The organism is Pseudomonas sp. GW531-T4 (assembly GCF_017349615.1).
GTDB lineage: Bacteria > Pseudomonadota > Gammaproteobacteria > Pseudomonadales > Pseudomonadaceae > Aquipseudomonas > Aquipseudomonas chlororaphis_I.
In genome coordinates, this window is sequence record NZ_JACMZT010000011.1 from 94,533 (window position 1) to 108,184 (window position 13,652).

Annotated in this window: 10 protein-coding genes; 4 read left to right on the plus strand and 6 right to left on the minus strand. The window is 60.4% G+C overall.

Going from position 1 to position 13,652, the window contains the following annotated elements:
- The first annotated feature begins 851 nt into the window (after positions 1-851).
- Positions 852-2,198, plus strand: a complete 1,347-nt coding sequence (locus J4D28_RS11575) for an OprD family porin (RefSeq protein WP_038634688.1) — start codon at positions 852-854, stop codon at positions 2,196-2,198.
- 191 nt (positions 2,199-2,389) lie between these two features.
- Here J4D28_RS11575 and J4D28_RS11580 read toward each other — a convergent pair whose 3' ends face one another.
- A complete protein-coding gene (locus J4D28_RS11580; RefSeq protein WP_009045294.1) occupies positions 2,390-3,229 on the minus strand; it encodes a mechanosensitive ion channel family protein in 840 nt (279 codons plus the stop codon).
- Positions 3,230-3,365: 136 nt separating this feature from the next.
- Positions 3,366-3,851 (minus strand): YajQ family cyclic di-GMP-binding protein, encoded by a 486-nt coding sequence (locus J4D28_RS11585; protein ID WP_007931144.1) that lies wholly within the window; start codon positions 3,849-3,851, stop codon positions 3,366-3,368.
- A 145-nt stretch (positions 3,852-3,996) separates the two neighbouring features.
- Here J4D28_RS11585 and J4D28_RS11590 point away from each other — a divergent pair, with 145 nt between their 5' ends.
- The 3 genes from J4D28_RS11590 to J4D28_RS11600 are packed head-to-tail and all read left to right on the plus strand — an operon-like array spanning position 3,997 to position 7,577.
- Positions 3,997-4,914: a putative 2-dehydropantoate 2-reductase gene (locus J4D28_RS11590; protein ID WP_103331434.1), complete on the plus strand. Its 918-nt coding sequence runs from the start codon at positions 3,997-3,999 to the stop codon at positions 4,912-4,914.
- 45 nt (positions 4,915-4,959) lie between these two features.
- Positions 4,960-6,996, plus strand: coding sequence for an ATP-binding protein (locus J4D28_RS11595; RefSeq protein ID WP_028683239.1), 2,037 nt, complete (start codon positions 4,960-4,962; stop codon positions 6,994-6,996).
- A gap of 2 nt (positions 6,997-6,998) precedes the next feature.
- Positions 6,999-7,577 (plus strand): cob(I)yrinic acid a,c-diamide adenosyltransferase, encoded by a 579-nt coding sequence (locus J4D28_RS11600; protein WP_009050478.1) that lies wholly within the window; start codon positions 6,999-7,001, stop codon positions 7,575-7,577.
- Positions 7,578-7,656: 79 nt separating this feature from the next.
- On the opposite strand, the gene J4D28_RS11605 is transcribed toward J4D28_RS11600, so the two are convergent.
- The 4 genes from J4D28_RS11605 to secA form a co-directional block, all read right to left on the minus strand.
- Complete coding sequence (locus J4D28_RS11605; RefSeq protein ID WP_009050479.1) at positions 7,657-8,595, minus strand: Nudix family hydrolase; 939 nt, start codon at positions 8,593-8,595, stop codon at positions 7,657-7,659.
- Positions 8,592-9,224, minus strand: coding sequence for a glutathione S-transferase (locus J4D28_RS11610; RefSeq protein ID WP_009050480.1), 633 nt, complete (start codon positions 9,222-9,224; stop codon positions 8,592-8,594). Before J4D28_RS11610 ends, J4D28_RS11605 begins: the two co-directional genes overlap by 4 nt.
- Before the next feature lie 104 nt (positions 9,225-9,328).
- Positions 9,329-10,546, minus strand: a complete 1,218-nt coding sequence (argJ, locus tag J4D28_RS11615; RefSeq protein WP_016703382.1) for a bifunctional glutamate N-acetyltransferase/amino-acid acetyltransferase ArgJ — start codon at positions 10,544-10,546, stop codon at positions 9,329-9,331.
- Between the two features lie 123 nt (positions 10,547-10,669).
- A complete protein-coding gene (secA, locus tag J4D28_RS11620) occupies positions 10,670-13,411 on the minus strand; it encodes a preprotein translocase subunit SecA (protein WP_009050482.1) in 2,742 nt (913 codons plus the stop codon).
- Between the last annotated feature and the right edge of the window lie 241 nt (positions 13,412-13,652).

Sequence of the window (13,652 nt, forward strand, 5' to 3'; positions counted from 1 at the left end):
GAACGGCAGCATACCTGCGAAAGCTCTTGCGTTCATCGCTCTGCTACGCAGATCCGCCTCAACACTCATCCTAGATGCCACACGTCAGAGCGCCCCGACCTGGAACATTTTCCGGCGGGCTGCACCATGACAGAACGAAGCTCATAAAAAACAAGGAGAAAACCGCGAAAGAGCCCCTTCCCTGCGCATACTTCCAGTGCCCGACGCCACATGATGACTGAGCTGCATCAAGAAACTTTTGCACCAAAATCTCACAGTGCGTCTACGCTCAGTGCGTTGACCATCCGCCATCTACTCACTCACCAGGGTGAACCGGTAACGTTTTGGAATGGCATACGTTTTTTTCAGGGAGCAACACCAGGAGGACAGGGAACGTCAAGCCCAAACAAAACGACCTTAAAACCACTGTTTTATGCGGTTTTTACAGCCTGAAGGGCTATCGCCGAAAAAAAATCGGTGCCTTCGCGTTTTGTGCACGCTTGTTGCATTCACACCCATATTGTCCCAGGGAGAAGCCATCGAAAAACGGCCTTTCCTGAGACTAATAACAATAGTGGCAAGGCTGCCCCATGGAGATTTGACTGCTTGACGAAAGTTCTTTTTGTTCCAGGTTCAAGCCTTCGAAAACAGCGCTGAAGTTGTCAGTCCGGATACATGCGGACTGCGGATTTGCGACATTGATCGAGCATTTTGCGACAGGGTCGTAAAGAAGCTGAAAGGACTGATACGCAAGTATCGCCAACATTGTCGGCGTGATATAAGTTTGCGCCGACACAAAAAGAAAGAGCCGCCCAGATAATAAAACAGGTGGGACGGCAGTACTCTTCTAAAAACCAAAGGAGCAAATCACGATGCGCGTGATGAAGTGGAGCATGATTGCACTGGCAGTAGCTGCAGCCGGTACGCAAGTGGCTATGGCCGAACCTTTTGTTGGCAACCAGGCCGACGCTAAAGGTTTCGTTGAAGACAGCAAGCTCGACCTGCTGCTTCGCAACTACTACTACAACCGTAACAAGACCGGCTACCACAACCGTGACGACAAAGACTGGACCCAAGGTTTTCATGGTGTCTTCAAGTCCGGTTACACCCAAGGTACTGTCGGTGTTGGTGTTGATGCCTTCGGCTACTTGGGCATCAAACTGGACGGTGAAGACCGTTATTCCGGTTCGGGCAACCTGAGCACCGACAGTGAAGGTCATAACCACGACAGCTTCGGTAAAGCCGGTGCGGCAGCGAAGTTCCGCATCTCCAAGACCGAGCTGAAAATCGGCGACATGCAGCCTTCCACCAGCCCAGTGTTCGCCGTAGGCGGTTCTCGTCTGCTGCCTCAAACTGCGAGCGGTATCCAACTGCAGAGCAGCGAACTCGAAGGTCTCGATCTCGAGGCTGGTCATTTCTACTCGGCTTCCAGCCAGGACGAAATGAACCGCGACGGTGAGTTGCATGCTAATTACGCCAGTTCTGACGCACTTGCTGTCACCTCCAACAGCATGGACTATATCGGCGGCAAGTATGCGATCACTCCTGAACTGAGTGCTTCGCTCTATGGCGGCAAACTGGAAGACGTCTGGAACCAGTACTACGCCAACCTGAACTACACCATTCCACTGGGCGGCGACCAGTCGATCAACCTGGACGGTAACATCTACCGCACCACCGATACCGGCAAAGCCAAAGCTGGTGATATCAGCAACACCACCTACTCGCTGGCAGCGGCCTACTCGTTCCTGAAGGCGCACACCCTTACCCTGGGCTTCCAGAAGGTCAACGGTGACACTCCGTTCGACTATATCGGTGTGGGTGACAACAACCGCGGCGGCGACTCGATCTTCCTCGCCAACTCCATCCAGTACTCCGACTTCAACGGTCCAGGCGAGAAATCGGTACAGGCTCGTTATGACCTGAAGATGGCTGAATACGGCGTTCCAGGCCTGAGCTTCATGGCCCGCTACGTAAAAGGCTGGGACATCGACGGCACCAAGATGGACATTGACAGCCCATACCGCAACTACGGTTACGGTGAAGATGGCAAACACCACGAAACCAACCTGGAAGCCAAGTACGTCATCCAGACTGGCCCAGCCAAAGACCTGTCGTTCCGCGCTCGTCAAGCCTGGCACACTGCTAACGCAGATCAGGCCGAAGGCGATATCTCCGAGTTCCGCCTGATCGTCGACTACCCACTGTCGATCTTGTAATAGCGGTTACTTAGCGAGTAATAAAAAAGGCCCATCATTCGATGGGCCTTTTTATTGGGGCTGGCGACTCGCTGAAGCTCCGGTTATCGACAGTTCATTGTTACAACCAGGTTTCAAACATCCTCCAGCAAGTACCGCGTTAAAAGTCTGACCACTCGATCAGACTTTTAATCCCTATCCCCGTTACTTACTCAAACAGCCGCTTCCTGAACCACACGAATCACTCGTTGTGGAAACGGAATATCGATACCCGCTTCCTTCAAGCGATCACGGGACAACTCGTTGAAGCGGAACATCACGTCCCAGTAGTCCGCGGTTTTCACCCAGACACGCAGGGAAAGGGTAATGGCGCTGTCACCCAGCATGGAAACCACCGCCACCGGCTCCGGATCGGCCAGCACGCGCTCGTCCTTGGCCAGGTCCAGCAGGACCTCACGGGCCTTTTGCAGATCAGCCTCGTAGTTCACACCGACATCGAAGATCACTTTGCGGGTCAGCTGGCGGTTGTGGTTGGTGATGATGCCGTTGGACAGGTTGCCGTTAGGCACGATAACAGTCTTGTTGTCGCCGGTACGCAGCACCGTGTGGAAAATCTGGATGCTGTCGACCGTACCGCTGATGCCCTGGGCTTCGATCACATCACCGATGCGAAATGGACGGAACAGCAGGATCAGCACGCCACCGGCGAAGTTGGCCAGGCTGCCTTGCAAGGCCAGGCCGATGGCCAGGCCCGCCGCACCGATCGCGGCAACGAACGAAGTGGTTTCGACACCGATCATCGAGGCCACGCTGACAACCAGCAGCACCTTCAGAATGACGTTCGCCAGGCTGCTGATAAAACCCTGCAGGGCCTGGTCGGCATTACGCAGTGCCAGCAGCTTGCCGACTTTTTGCGTCAGACTGTTGATCAGCCACCAACCGATGGCCAGGGTGATGACGGCCAGCAGTACCCGACTGCCGTATTCCATGATCATCGGAATCCAGGCTTGGGAAGCCTTGACCAGGTTGTCCACTTCAGCATTCAAATCCATCTATCTCTCCTGATTCCCGGCGGTCGGGCATACAAAAACAAGGGTGAAACGAGTGGTTCCATGGAAGCTCAATCGTTTCCGCCCATTACTCGGGCCTCGGACGCCAATAAGCTCGCGAGGTTCCCGAAAAATCCGATCAGTCGCGGAAGTTGTTGAACTGCAGCGGCATGCCGAACTCTTTCGCGCGCAGGGCGGCGATGGCTTCCTGCAGATCGTCGCGCTTCTTGCCGGTCACCCGTACCTGCTCGCCCTGGATCGCAGCCTGAACCTTCAGCTTGGCGTCCTTGATATGGGCAACAATCTTTTTCGCCAGTTCTTTGTCGATGCCTTCCTTGAGGGTCGCTTCCTGCTTCATCACCTTGCCCGAAGCGTAAGCGTCCTTGACCTCAAGGCACTGCACATCGATCTTGCGCTTGACCAGGGCCAGCTTGAGGATCTCGATCATCGCTTCCAGCTGGAACTCAGCTTCAGCGGTGAGGTTGACGGTGAGTTCCTTTTCCTTGAACTCGAAGCTGCCCTTGCCCTTCAAGTCATAGCGGCGGTCCAGCTCCTTGACGGCGTTTTCCACGGCGTTGGTGACTTCGTGTTTGTCCAGTTCGGATACCACGTCAAACGACGGCATGTAATTTCTCCAATAAAAAAGGGGCGTAGCTCGATAAAGATGGAGCACGCCCGGTTTGCGGTTAAAATCCGGGCTCATTATAACGGGTCTTTCCCCTCCTTCACTGCGAGCCGCGCATGCGCCTGCCAAACCGAGCACCACGCTGATGTCGACTACCTGGCACATTCTGGGCGCGGGCAGCCTCGGCACCCTCTGGGCGACACGCCTGGCCCGGGCCGGCTTACCGGTACGCCTGATCCTGCGCGACCAGGCTCGCCTGCAGGCCTATCAGGCCGCGGGCGGACTGACGCTGGTGGAACAGGGACAGGCCAGTTTCCATGCCATTCCCGGCGAAACCGTCGATAGCCCTGAGCCCATTGCCCGCCTGCTGGTGGCCTGCAAGGCCTATGACGCGCAACAGGCCGTCAGCCAGCTGGCCACGCGCCTGACGCCCGATGCCGAACTGATCCTGCTGCAGAACGGCCTGGGCAGCCAGGACGCCGTGGCCGCCCAGGTGCCGCAGGCCCGCTGCATTTATGCCTCGAGCACCGAAGGCGCCTTTCGCGACGGCGACTGGCGCGTGGTGTTCGCCGGTCATGGCTACACCTGGCTTGGGGACGCCAGCCACCCCACCGAGCCCTTCTGGCTCGATGACCTGAGCGCCAGCGGCATCCCCCATGAATGGAGCGCGGACATCCTGACCCGCCTCTGGCGCAAGCTGGCGCTCAACTGCGCGATCAATCCCCTGACGGTCCTGCATGACTGCCGCAACGGTGGCCTGCTGCAGCATCATTGCGAAGTGGCGATGCTGTGCGTCGAGCTGAGCGAACTACTGGAACGTTGCGGCCAGCCCGCCGCAGCCGAGAACCTGCAGCAGGAGGTGGAGCGGGTGATCCAGGCGACCGCCGCCAACTATTCCTCCATGTACCAGGACGTCGCCAGCCGGCGCAGGACCGAAATCAGCTACTTATTGGGGCATGCCTGTGACGTTGCCACCAGGCACCAGTTGCACCTGCCCAACCTCAGCCGCCTGCGCCGGCTATTGGTGGAACACCTGCAACAGCGCGGATTGCCCAGCGACTGAGCAGCGGCTACGCTGCCCACGTGTTCCTCTCTAGCGACGTCCCCGATGCCATTGCGCCAGCGCCTTGAAAACCTGCCGGTCGGCCAAAAACTGCTGGCCGCCTTGCTCGTCCTGCTGATTACCGTACTGCTGGTCGCCAACCTGACCTTCATCAGCGCCGCCTACTGGATCTCCCAGGAAAGCATGGCCCCGCAAGCCTTGCAGACCATCGGAAGGCTGGTATCCAACCCGACCCTGGCCGCGCAGGCGCTGGATTCGCCACAAAACGCCGAGAAGCTACTCAACGAACTCAACAGCTACTCCCCCCTGCGCGCCGCAGCGATCTATGACGGCAAGGGCACGCGCCTGGCCCAGTTGCAACATGGCGAACGCCTGAGCCTGCCGGAGCGCTATCGGCATATCGAAGCCTGGCAACTGACCGAATTTCGCAGCAACCAGATCATCACCCTGCCCCGCGCCGGCCAGCCCCCCGGCCATCTGTTGCTGGTGGCCAGCAGTGAACTGCCGATGGCCTTCTACACCGGCACCCTGACCGCGAGCCTGGGTATCCTGATCTTCAGTGTGCTGCTGTGGTTGATCATTGCCCGGCAGATCAAGCGGCTGATCACCCAACCCATCCACCAGCTGGAAGAACTGTCCCGACAAGTGACACGCGAGGAAAACTATTCCCTGCGCGCCGCCCGCGGCAACCGCGATGAAATCGGCAGCCTGGCCGATGCCTTCAACACCATGCTGTCGCGCATCGAGGCGCGGGAGCAGCAACTCAAGCGCGCCCGCGACGACTCCCAGGCGGCCTATGACCAGGCCCAGGGCCTGGCCGAAGAAACCCGCCACACCAACCGCAAGCTGGAACTGGAAGTCCAGGTGCGCAGCAAGATCGAAAAGAAACTCACCGGCTTCCAGAACTACCTCAACAGCATCATCGACTCGATGCCCTCGGCCCTGATCGCCCTGGACGAGCAGCTCTATGTCACCCAATGGAACCAGGAAGCCAGCGCCCTCTCCGGCACGCGCCTGGACGAAGCGCTGAACCAGCCGATCTTCCTCGCCTTCGAACCGCTCAAGCCGTTCCTGCCGCAACTCAAGGAAACCGTAGAGCAGCATACGGTCACCAAGGTCGAGCGGGTCACCTGGGTCAAGGACGACGAGGCCCGGCATTACGCCCTTACCTTCTACCCGCTGATGGGCGGTGCCGGGCGCGGCGTGGTGATCCGGATCGACGACATCACCCAGCGCCTGTCCCTGGAAGAAATGATGGTGCAGTCGGAAAAAATGCTCTCCGTCGGTGGCCTGGCCGCCGGCATGGCCCATGAAATCAACAACCCGCTGGGAGCGATCCTGCACAACGTGCAGAACATTCGTCGGCGCCTGTCACCCGAGCTGCCGAAGAACCTGGAGCATGCCGAGCAGCTGGGCATCGAACTGGAAACCGTCAACCATTACCTGCAGAGCCGCGAAGTGCCGCAACTGCTCGACGGCATCCAGCAGGCCGGCGCCCGGGCGGCGAAGATCGTGACCCATATGCTCAGCTTCAGCCGGCGCAGCAACCGGCAGATGGCGCCTTGTGACCTGCCGGCACTGATCGACCAGGCCGTGGAAATTGCCGGCAACGACTTCGACCTGGCCATAGGCTTCGACTTCAAGGGCCAGGCCATCATCCGCCAGTTCGACCCGCAACTGGGGCCGGTGCCCGGTACCGCCAACGAACTGGAACAGGTCCTGCTCAACCTGCTGAAAAACGCCGCCCAGGCCATTCACCAGCGGGTAGACGACAGCGAACCCGGGCGCATTATCCTGCGTACTCGGCTGAACCCGCCCTGGGCGGAAATCCAGGTCGAGGACAACGGCATCGGCATGAGCGAAAACGTGCGCAAACGGACCTTCGAGCCGTTCTTCACCACCAAGGAAATCGGCCAGGGCACCGGCCTTGGGCTGTCGGTTTCGTACTTCATCATCACCAACAATCACAAAGGCCAGATGGAAGTGCAGTCGACGCAGGGCCAGGGCACATGCTTCACCTTGCGTTTGCCACTGGCGGGCAGTCAGCCGCCACCACTGGAACATCCCCCACTGGAGAGGTAAGCATGGGCTTTCGCTTGTCGAAGATTTACACCCGCACCGGCGACAAAGGCGAAACCGGGCTGGGTGACGGGCGCCGGGTTCCCAAGGACCATCCGCGGGTCGAAGCCATCGGCGAAGTCGATACGCTGAACAGCCAGCTCGGGTTGCTCCTGGCCGGGCTGATTGAACAGCGCACCGAGCATCCGGGTTTGCAGGAATTGATCGATGTCCTGGCGCCCTGCCAGCACCGCCTCTTCGACCTGGGTGGTGAGTTAGCCATGCCGGTGTATCAGGCACTGAATGCCACGGAAGTCGAACGCCTGGAAGCAGCTATCGATACGTGGAACGAAGAGCTGGGGCCGCTGGAGAATTTCATTTTGCCGGGCGGTTCGGCCTTGATCGCCCAGGCTCATGTTTGCCGCAGCCTGGCGCGCAGTACCGAGCGACGTTGCCAGCACTTGAATGCCGTGGAACCGCTGGAGGGGGTCGGCCTGGCCTACATCAATCGCCTGTCCGACTTGCTGTTCGTGGCGGCGCGCCTGATTGCCAAGCGCCAGGGGATCGCCGAGATTCTCTGGCAGGCGGCGGCGAAACCCGAATAGCAGGCGCCTTTACCCTCTCTGATCACCAGCAAGCCCGCTCCTGCAGCTTATGCAGGAGCGAACCGGCCGGTGACTGGCCTCAGGGCCAGAACGCGCGAATCCCCGCCACCCCTTGCGCCCCGGCCTGCCAGGCCTGCTCGCGCTGGTCCGGACCGACGCCGCCCAGCAGGTACACCGGTTTGTTGAAACCGCTGATCAGTCGGGCGGCCTGCTCCCAACCCAGCGGCTGCGCATCAGGGTGGGTCTGGGTCGGCTGGACCGGCGACAGCGTCACGAAGTCCACATCCATCTGCTGCGCCAAGGACAGCTCTTCAGCGTCATGGCAGGACGCCGCCAGCCAGCGCTCCTTGCCAAAGGGACGCCCGGCGCTGGCATATTTGCGCAGCTGCGCCGAGGTGATATGCCAGCCCGCCGAGGGGAAATCCCCCAGCCATTCGAACGGCCCCTTGAGCATCAATTGCGCCTTGCCCGCGCACAGGCCAACCGCATCCACCGCCAGGTCGCGGTATTGCGGGTCGTAGCCATTGGGCGCACGTAGCTGGATCAACCTGCTGCCATCGGCAATGGCCTTCTGCATGCCCCGCAACAGCGCCGGCGTTTCCAGGCCTTCCGGGGTGATCAGGTATTCGCTTGGCAAGCGCGCTGCCGCCACGATCGGCTGGTTGGCCGCCGGGAACTCGTAGTTCTCCAGCTCGCGGGCCGTGACCCAGGCCAAAGGCTGGCCCTCGGCGCCATGGGGCTCGCCGGTAAAGGCGGAAACTTCCCAGACATCCAGCAACACCTGCTTGTCCGGGTAGTCATGCTGCACCTTGATCAATGGCCGCGCCCGGGACACCAGAATGCCCAGCTCTTCCTGCAGTTCACGGGTCAGCGCCGCTTCCACCGCCTCGTCCGCTTCGACCTTGCCGCCGGGAAACTCCCAGAGGCCGCCCTGATGCTGGGTATCGGCACGTCGGGCAATCAGGATCCTGCCGTCGTTATCACGGATAACGGCCGCCGCCACATGTACTCGTTTCACCGCACTACTTCCTCTAAACCGGCTTTCTGCCAGGCCTTGAAGGCTGGCCATTGATAGATCGTTTCAACATAGGCTGCATCGACAGCCGGCAGCGCCACCCGATAGGTGCGCAGGCGCACGGCGATCGGCGCAAAAAAGGCGTCCGCCAGGCTGACCCGGCCAAACAGGAAAGGTCCTGGCTCGGTCGCGGCCGCGCGACACTCGGCCCACAAGGCCAGCATCCGCTCGATATCGGCCTGGGCTTCGGGTGGCATGGACGACAGCGCAGCATCGCGGCTCAGGTCGAACGGCAGGTTGCCGCGCAGGCCGAAGAAACCACTGTGCATCTGCGCACAGGCGGAGCGGGCCTGGGCACGGGCGGCCACATCGCGCGGCCAGAGCTCGACTTCGGGGAAACGCTCGACCAGATATTCGGCAATCGCCAGGGAATCGGCGATGGTGCCGTGTTCGGTCTTCAGCAACGGGACTTTGCCGGTCGGCGAATGCTTGAGAATCCGCTCGCGGGTATCGGGCTGGTTCAGCTTGATCAGTTCTTCGGTGTAAGTCGCGCCGGCCAGCTCAAGCGCCAGGGCGGCGCGCAGCGACCAGGAGGAATAGAGTTTGTCGCCGATGATCAGGTGAAGATTCATGTCGGGCACCTTTCAGAGGAGATGGAGGCCCGGGGCCTCCATCGCGAGCAGGCTCGCTCCTACACGTGATGCGTCGCGTCCATGTAGAAGCGAGTAGCGGTGTATCAGGTACGGTATTCCGCGTTGATTTTCACGTACTCGTGGGACAGGTCGGTGGTCCAGATGGTTTCGCTGCAATCACCGCGTCCCAGCTCAATGCGGATGGTGATTTCTTCCTGCTGCATCACTGCCGCGCCCTGGGCTTCGGTGTAGCTGGCGGCACGCGCGCCACGGCTGGCGATACAGACTTCGCCGAGGAAAACGTCGATTTTGCTCACATCCAGGTCCGGCACGCCGGCACGACCGACAGCGGCCAGGATACGCCCCCAGTTCGGGTCGGACGCGAACAGCGCGGTCTTGATCAACGGCGAATGGGCCACGGTGTAGCCAACATCCAGGCACTCCTGGTGATTGCCGCCGCCGTTGACTTCGACCGTGACGAACTTGGTCGCCCCTTCGCCGTCACGCACGATGGCCTGGGCCACGTCCATGCACACTTCGAATACCGCCTGCTTCAGCGCGGCGAACAGCGGGCCGCTGGCCTCGGTGATTTCCGGCAGGGCTGCCTGGCCGGTGGCGATCAGCATGCAGCAGTCGTTGGTGGAAGTATCGCCGTCGATGGTGATGCGGTTGAACGACTTGTTGGCGCCGTCCAGCAGCAGGTTCTGCAGCACTTCACGGGAGACTTTGGCGTCAGTGGCGATGTAGCCGAGCATAGTCGCCATGTTCGGGCGAATCATGCCCGCGCCCTTGCTGATACCAGTGACGGTGATGGTCACGCCGTCGTGCTGGAACTGGCGGCTGGCCCCCTTGGGCAGAGTGTCGGTGGTCATGATGCCAGTGGCCGCGGCGGCCCAGTTGTCCACGGACAGGTCGTCCAGCGCGGCCTGCAGCGCGCCTTCGATCTTCTCGACCGGCAGTGGCTCGCCGATGACCCCGGTGGAATACGGCAGTACGGCGCTGGCGTCGACGCCCGTCAGTTCGGCCAGCTTGGCGCAGGTGCGGGTCGCGGCGGCCAGGCCTGGCTCGCCGGTACCGGCGTTGGCGTTGCCGGTGTTGGTCAGCAGGTAACGCACAGGGCCTTGCACACGCTGCTTGGCCAGGATCACCGGGGCGGCGCAGAACGCGTTCAAGGTGAACACACCGGCCACCGTGGAACCTTCGGCACAGCGCATGACCACAACATCCTTGCGCCCCGGGCGCTTGATGCCCGCCGAAGCGATACCGAGTTCAAAACCGGCAACCGGGTGCAACGTTGGCAAAGGACCAAGACCAACAGCCATGAATGCGCTCCTCTTTAACCTGATGTGTGCACTGCCATCGCAAAAGGCAGTGCGGCGAATGGAAAAACGCCGCGACGGCTGATGCCGGTCGCGGCGCGGGTATTTCAGTGTCTGGCGAAAATCTTAGTTGATCTGGCCGTGACAGTGTTTGTACTTCTTGCCCGAACCGCAGTAGCACAGTTCGTTGCGGCCCAGTTTCTGCTCATTGCGTACCGGAGCGGAGGCCAGGGCCACGTCGACATCGACGCCCTCTTCCAGCGCTTCCGGCTGCTCAAGGCCCGGAGCTTCGGCGTGCTCGAACTGCATGCGCTGAGCCAGTGCCTCGGCTTCCTGGCGCAGGCGCGCCTCTTCCTCGATCGGATCCTCGCGACGAACCTGAACGTGCGACAGCACGCGGATCGAATCGCGCTTGATGGAATCCAGCAGCTCGGAGAACAGGGTGAAGGACTCGCGCTTGTATTCCTGTTTCGGGTTCTTCTGCGCATAACCACGCAGGTGAATACCGTGACGCAGGTGATCCATGGTCGACAGGTGGTCTTTCCACAGGTCGTCCAGGACGCGCAGGACGATTTGCTTCTCGAAGGTGCGCAGTGCTTCGGCACCGGCCTGGTCTTCTTTCTCGTTGTACGCCGCCACCAGCTCGTTCAGCAGTTTCTCGCGCAGGGTTTCTTCGTACAGGTGATCGTCTTCGTCGAGCCATTGCTGGATCGGCAGGGTGACACCGAAGTCGCTCTGCAACGCCGCTTCCAGACCGGCCACGTCCCACTGCTCAGGCAGCGATTGTGGAGGGATGTGCGCGCTGACGGTGGCGTTGAGCACGTCCTGGCGGAAGTCGGAGATGGTCTCGCCGATGTTGTCCGCGGCCAGCAACGTGTTACGCATGTGATAGATCACTTTACGCTGTTCGTTGTTGACGTCGTCGAACTCGAGCAGTTGCTTGCGAATGTCGAAGTTGCGGCCTTCTACCTTGCGCTGGGCCTTTTCGATCGCGTTGGTCACCATGCGGTGCTCGATCGCTTCGCCGGACTGCATGCCCAGGGCCTTCATGAAGTTCTTCACCCGGTCGGAGGCGAAGATGCGCATCAGGCTGTCTTCCAGGGACAGGTAGAAACGGCTGGAACCGGCGTCGCCCTGACGACCGGCGCGACCACGCAGCTGGTTGTCGATTCGGCGCGATTCGTGACGCTCGGACGCGATCACCTGCAGGCCGCCGGATTCCAGCACCTGCTGGTGACGCTTCTGCCAGTCGGCCTTGATCTGGGCAATCTGCTCAGGAGTCGGGTTTTCCAGGGAGGCGACTTCGACTTCCCAGTTACCACCCAACAGGATGTCGGTACCGCGACCGGCCATGTTGGTGGCGATGGTCAGGGCGCCCGGACGACCGGCCTGGGCAATGATTTCCGCTTCTTTTTCGTGGAACTTGGCGTTCAGGACCTTGTGCTCGATGCCTTCCTTCTGGAGCAGGTTGGACATGTGCTCGGAAGTTTCGATGGTCGCGGTGCCCACCAGAACCGGACGGCCCTGGGTCATGCATTCCTTGATGTCGTTGATGATCGCGGCGTATTTCTCGTCCGCGGTCAGGAACACCAGGTCGTTGTAGTCTTTACGCGCCAGCGGCTTGTTCGGCGGGATGACCATCACCTGCAGACCGTAGATCTGATGGAACTCGAAGGCTTCGGTGTCCGCGGTACCGGTCATGCCGGACAGCTTGGTGTACAGACGGAAGTAGTTCTGGAAGGTGGTCGACGCCAGGGTCTGGCTCTCGGCCTGGATGTTGAGGTTTTCCTTGGCTTCGATGGCCTGGTGCAGGCCTTCGGACAGACGGCGACCCGGCATGGTACGACCGGTGTGCTCGTCCACCAGGACCACCTGGCCATCCTGGACGATGTACTCAACGTTGCGGTTGAACAGCTTGTGCGCGCGCAGTCCGGCATACACGTGGGTCAGCAGGCCCAGGTTGTGCGCCGAGTACAGGCTCTCGCCTTCCGCCAGCAGGCCGACCTGGGTCAGCATCTCTTCGATGAACTGGTGACCGGCTTCGTTGAGTTCGACCTGGCGGGTCTTCTCGTCGACGGTGAAGTGACCGGCCTTGGTGACCTCGCCTTCCACTTCCTCGATGTGCTGCTCAAGGCGCGGGATCAGCTTGTTGATCTCGGTGTAGAGCTTGGAGCTGTCTTCGGCCTGGCCGGAGATGATCAGCGGGGTACGGGCCTCGTCGATCAGGATCGAGTCGACTTCGTCGATCACGGCAAAATTGAGCTCGCGCTGGAACTTGTCTTCCATGCTGAAAGCCATGTTGTCGCGCAGGTAGTCGAAACCGAATTCGTTGTTGGTGCCGTAGGTGATGTCGGCGGCGTAGGCGGCGCGCTTCTCTTCCGGCGGCTGGAACGGCGTGACCACGCCGACCGTCAGGCCGAGGAATTCATAGAGCGGGCGCATCCAGTTGGCGTCGCGGCGGGCCAGATAGTCGTTCACCGTAACCACGTGCACGCCCTTGCCGGACAGCGCGTTGAGGTAAACGCCCAGTGTTGCCACCAGGGTCTTGCCTTCACCGGTACGCATTTCGGCGATCTTGCCTTCATGCAAGGTCATGCCGCCGATCAACTGTACGTCGAAGTGGCGCATACCCATGACCCGCTTGCCGGCTTCGCGGGCGACCGCAAAGGCTTCGGGAAGCAGTTTGTCGAGGGATTCACCTTTGGCTATGCGGGCCTTGAACTCTGCAGTCTTGGCGCGCAACTGATCGTCCGAAAGGGCCACCATTTGCTCTTCGAAGGCATTGACGATCTGTACCGTCTTGAGCATGCGTTTGACTTCACGCTCGTTCTTGCTTCCAAAAAGTTTCTTTAACAAAGGCGCAAACATATCGGCAGGATCTTCCACACATAGGGATGGAGGGCGGCCCCGTGAGTCGCCCGTGCAGCCCTCATGGCCGCATGCGAACGAGTATTCTACCCGGAAACGATGGTGAGGAAAGTGGCGTTATTCCACGATGCTGGTACAGCGCTGTGACGGGGCCCACTTACAATAAGGCCTTTTGCGCCAGTTTCAACCCGGACGAATACGAAGTTAACCATTGATTTAATGGATAAAGCCTCGTCGCAGC

Excerpts from the sequence above, each read along its gene's own strand:
- J4D28_RS11580 (WP_009045294.1), bottom strand. The coding sequence starts at position 3,229 with ATGGATTTGAATGCTGAAGTGGACAACCTGGTCAAGGCTTCCCAAGCC.
- J4D28_RS11595 (WP_028683239.1), top strand. The coding sequence starts at position 4,960 with ATGCCATTGCGCCAGCGCCTTGAAAACCTGCCGGTCGGCCAAAAACTG.
- secA (WP_009050482.1), bottom strand. The coding sequence starts at position 13,411 with ATGTTTGCGCCTTTGTTAAAGAAACTTTTTGGAAGCAAGAACGAGCGT.
- J4D28_RS11585 (WP_007931144.1), bottom strand. The coding sequence starts at position 3,851 with ATGCCGTCGTTTGACGTGGTATCCGAACTGGACAAACACGAAGTCACC.
- J4D28_RS11610 (WP_009050480.1), bottom strand. The coding sequence starts at position 9,224 with ATGAATCTTCACCTGATCATCGGCGACAAACTCTATTCCTCCTGGTCG.
- argJ (WP_016703382.1), bottom strand. The coding sequence starts at position 10,546 with ATGGCTGTTGGTCTTGGTCCTTTGCCAACGTTGCACCCGGTTGCCGGT.
- J4D28_RS11590 (WP_103331434.1), top strand. The coding sequence starts at position 3,997 with ATGTCGACTACCTGGCACATTCTGGGCGCGGGCAGCCTCGGCACCCTC.
- J4D28_RS11575 (WP_038634688.1), top strand. The coding sequence starts at position 852 with ATGCGCGTGATGAAGTGGAGCATGATTGCACTGGCAGTAGCTGCAGCC.
- J4D28_RS11600 (WP_009050478.1), top strand. The coding sequence starts at position 6,999 with ATGGGCTTTCGCTTGTCGAAGATTTACACCCGCACCGGCGACAAAGGC.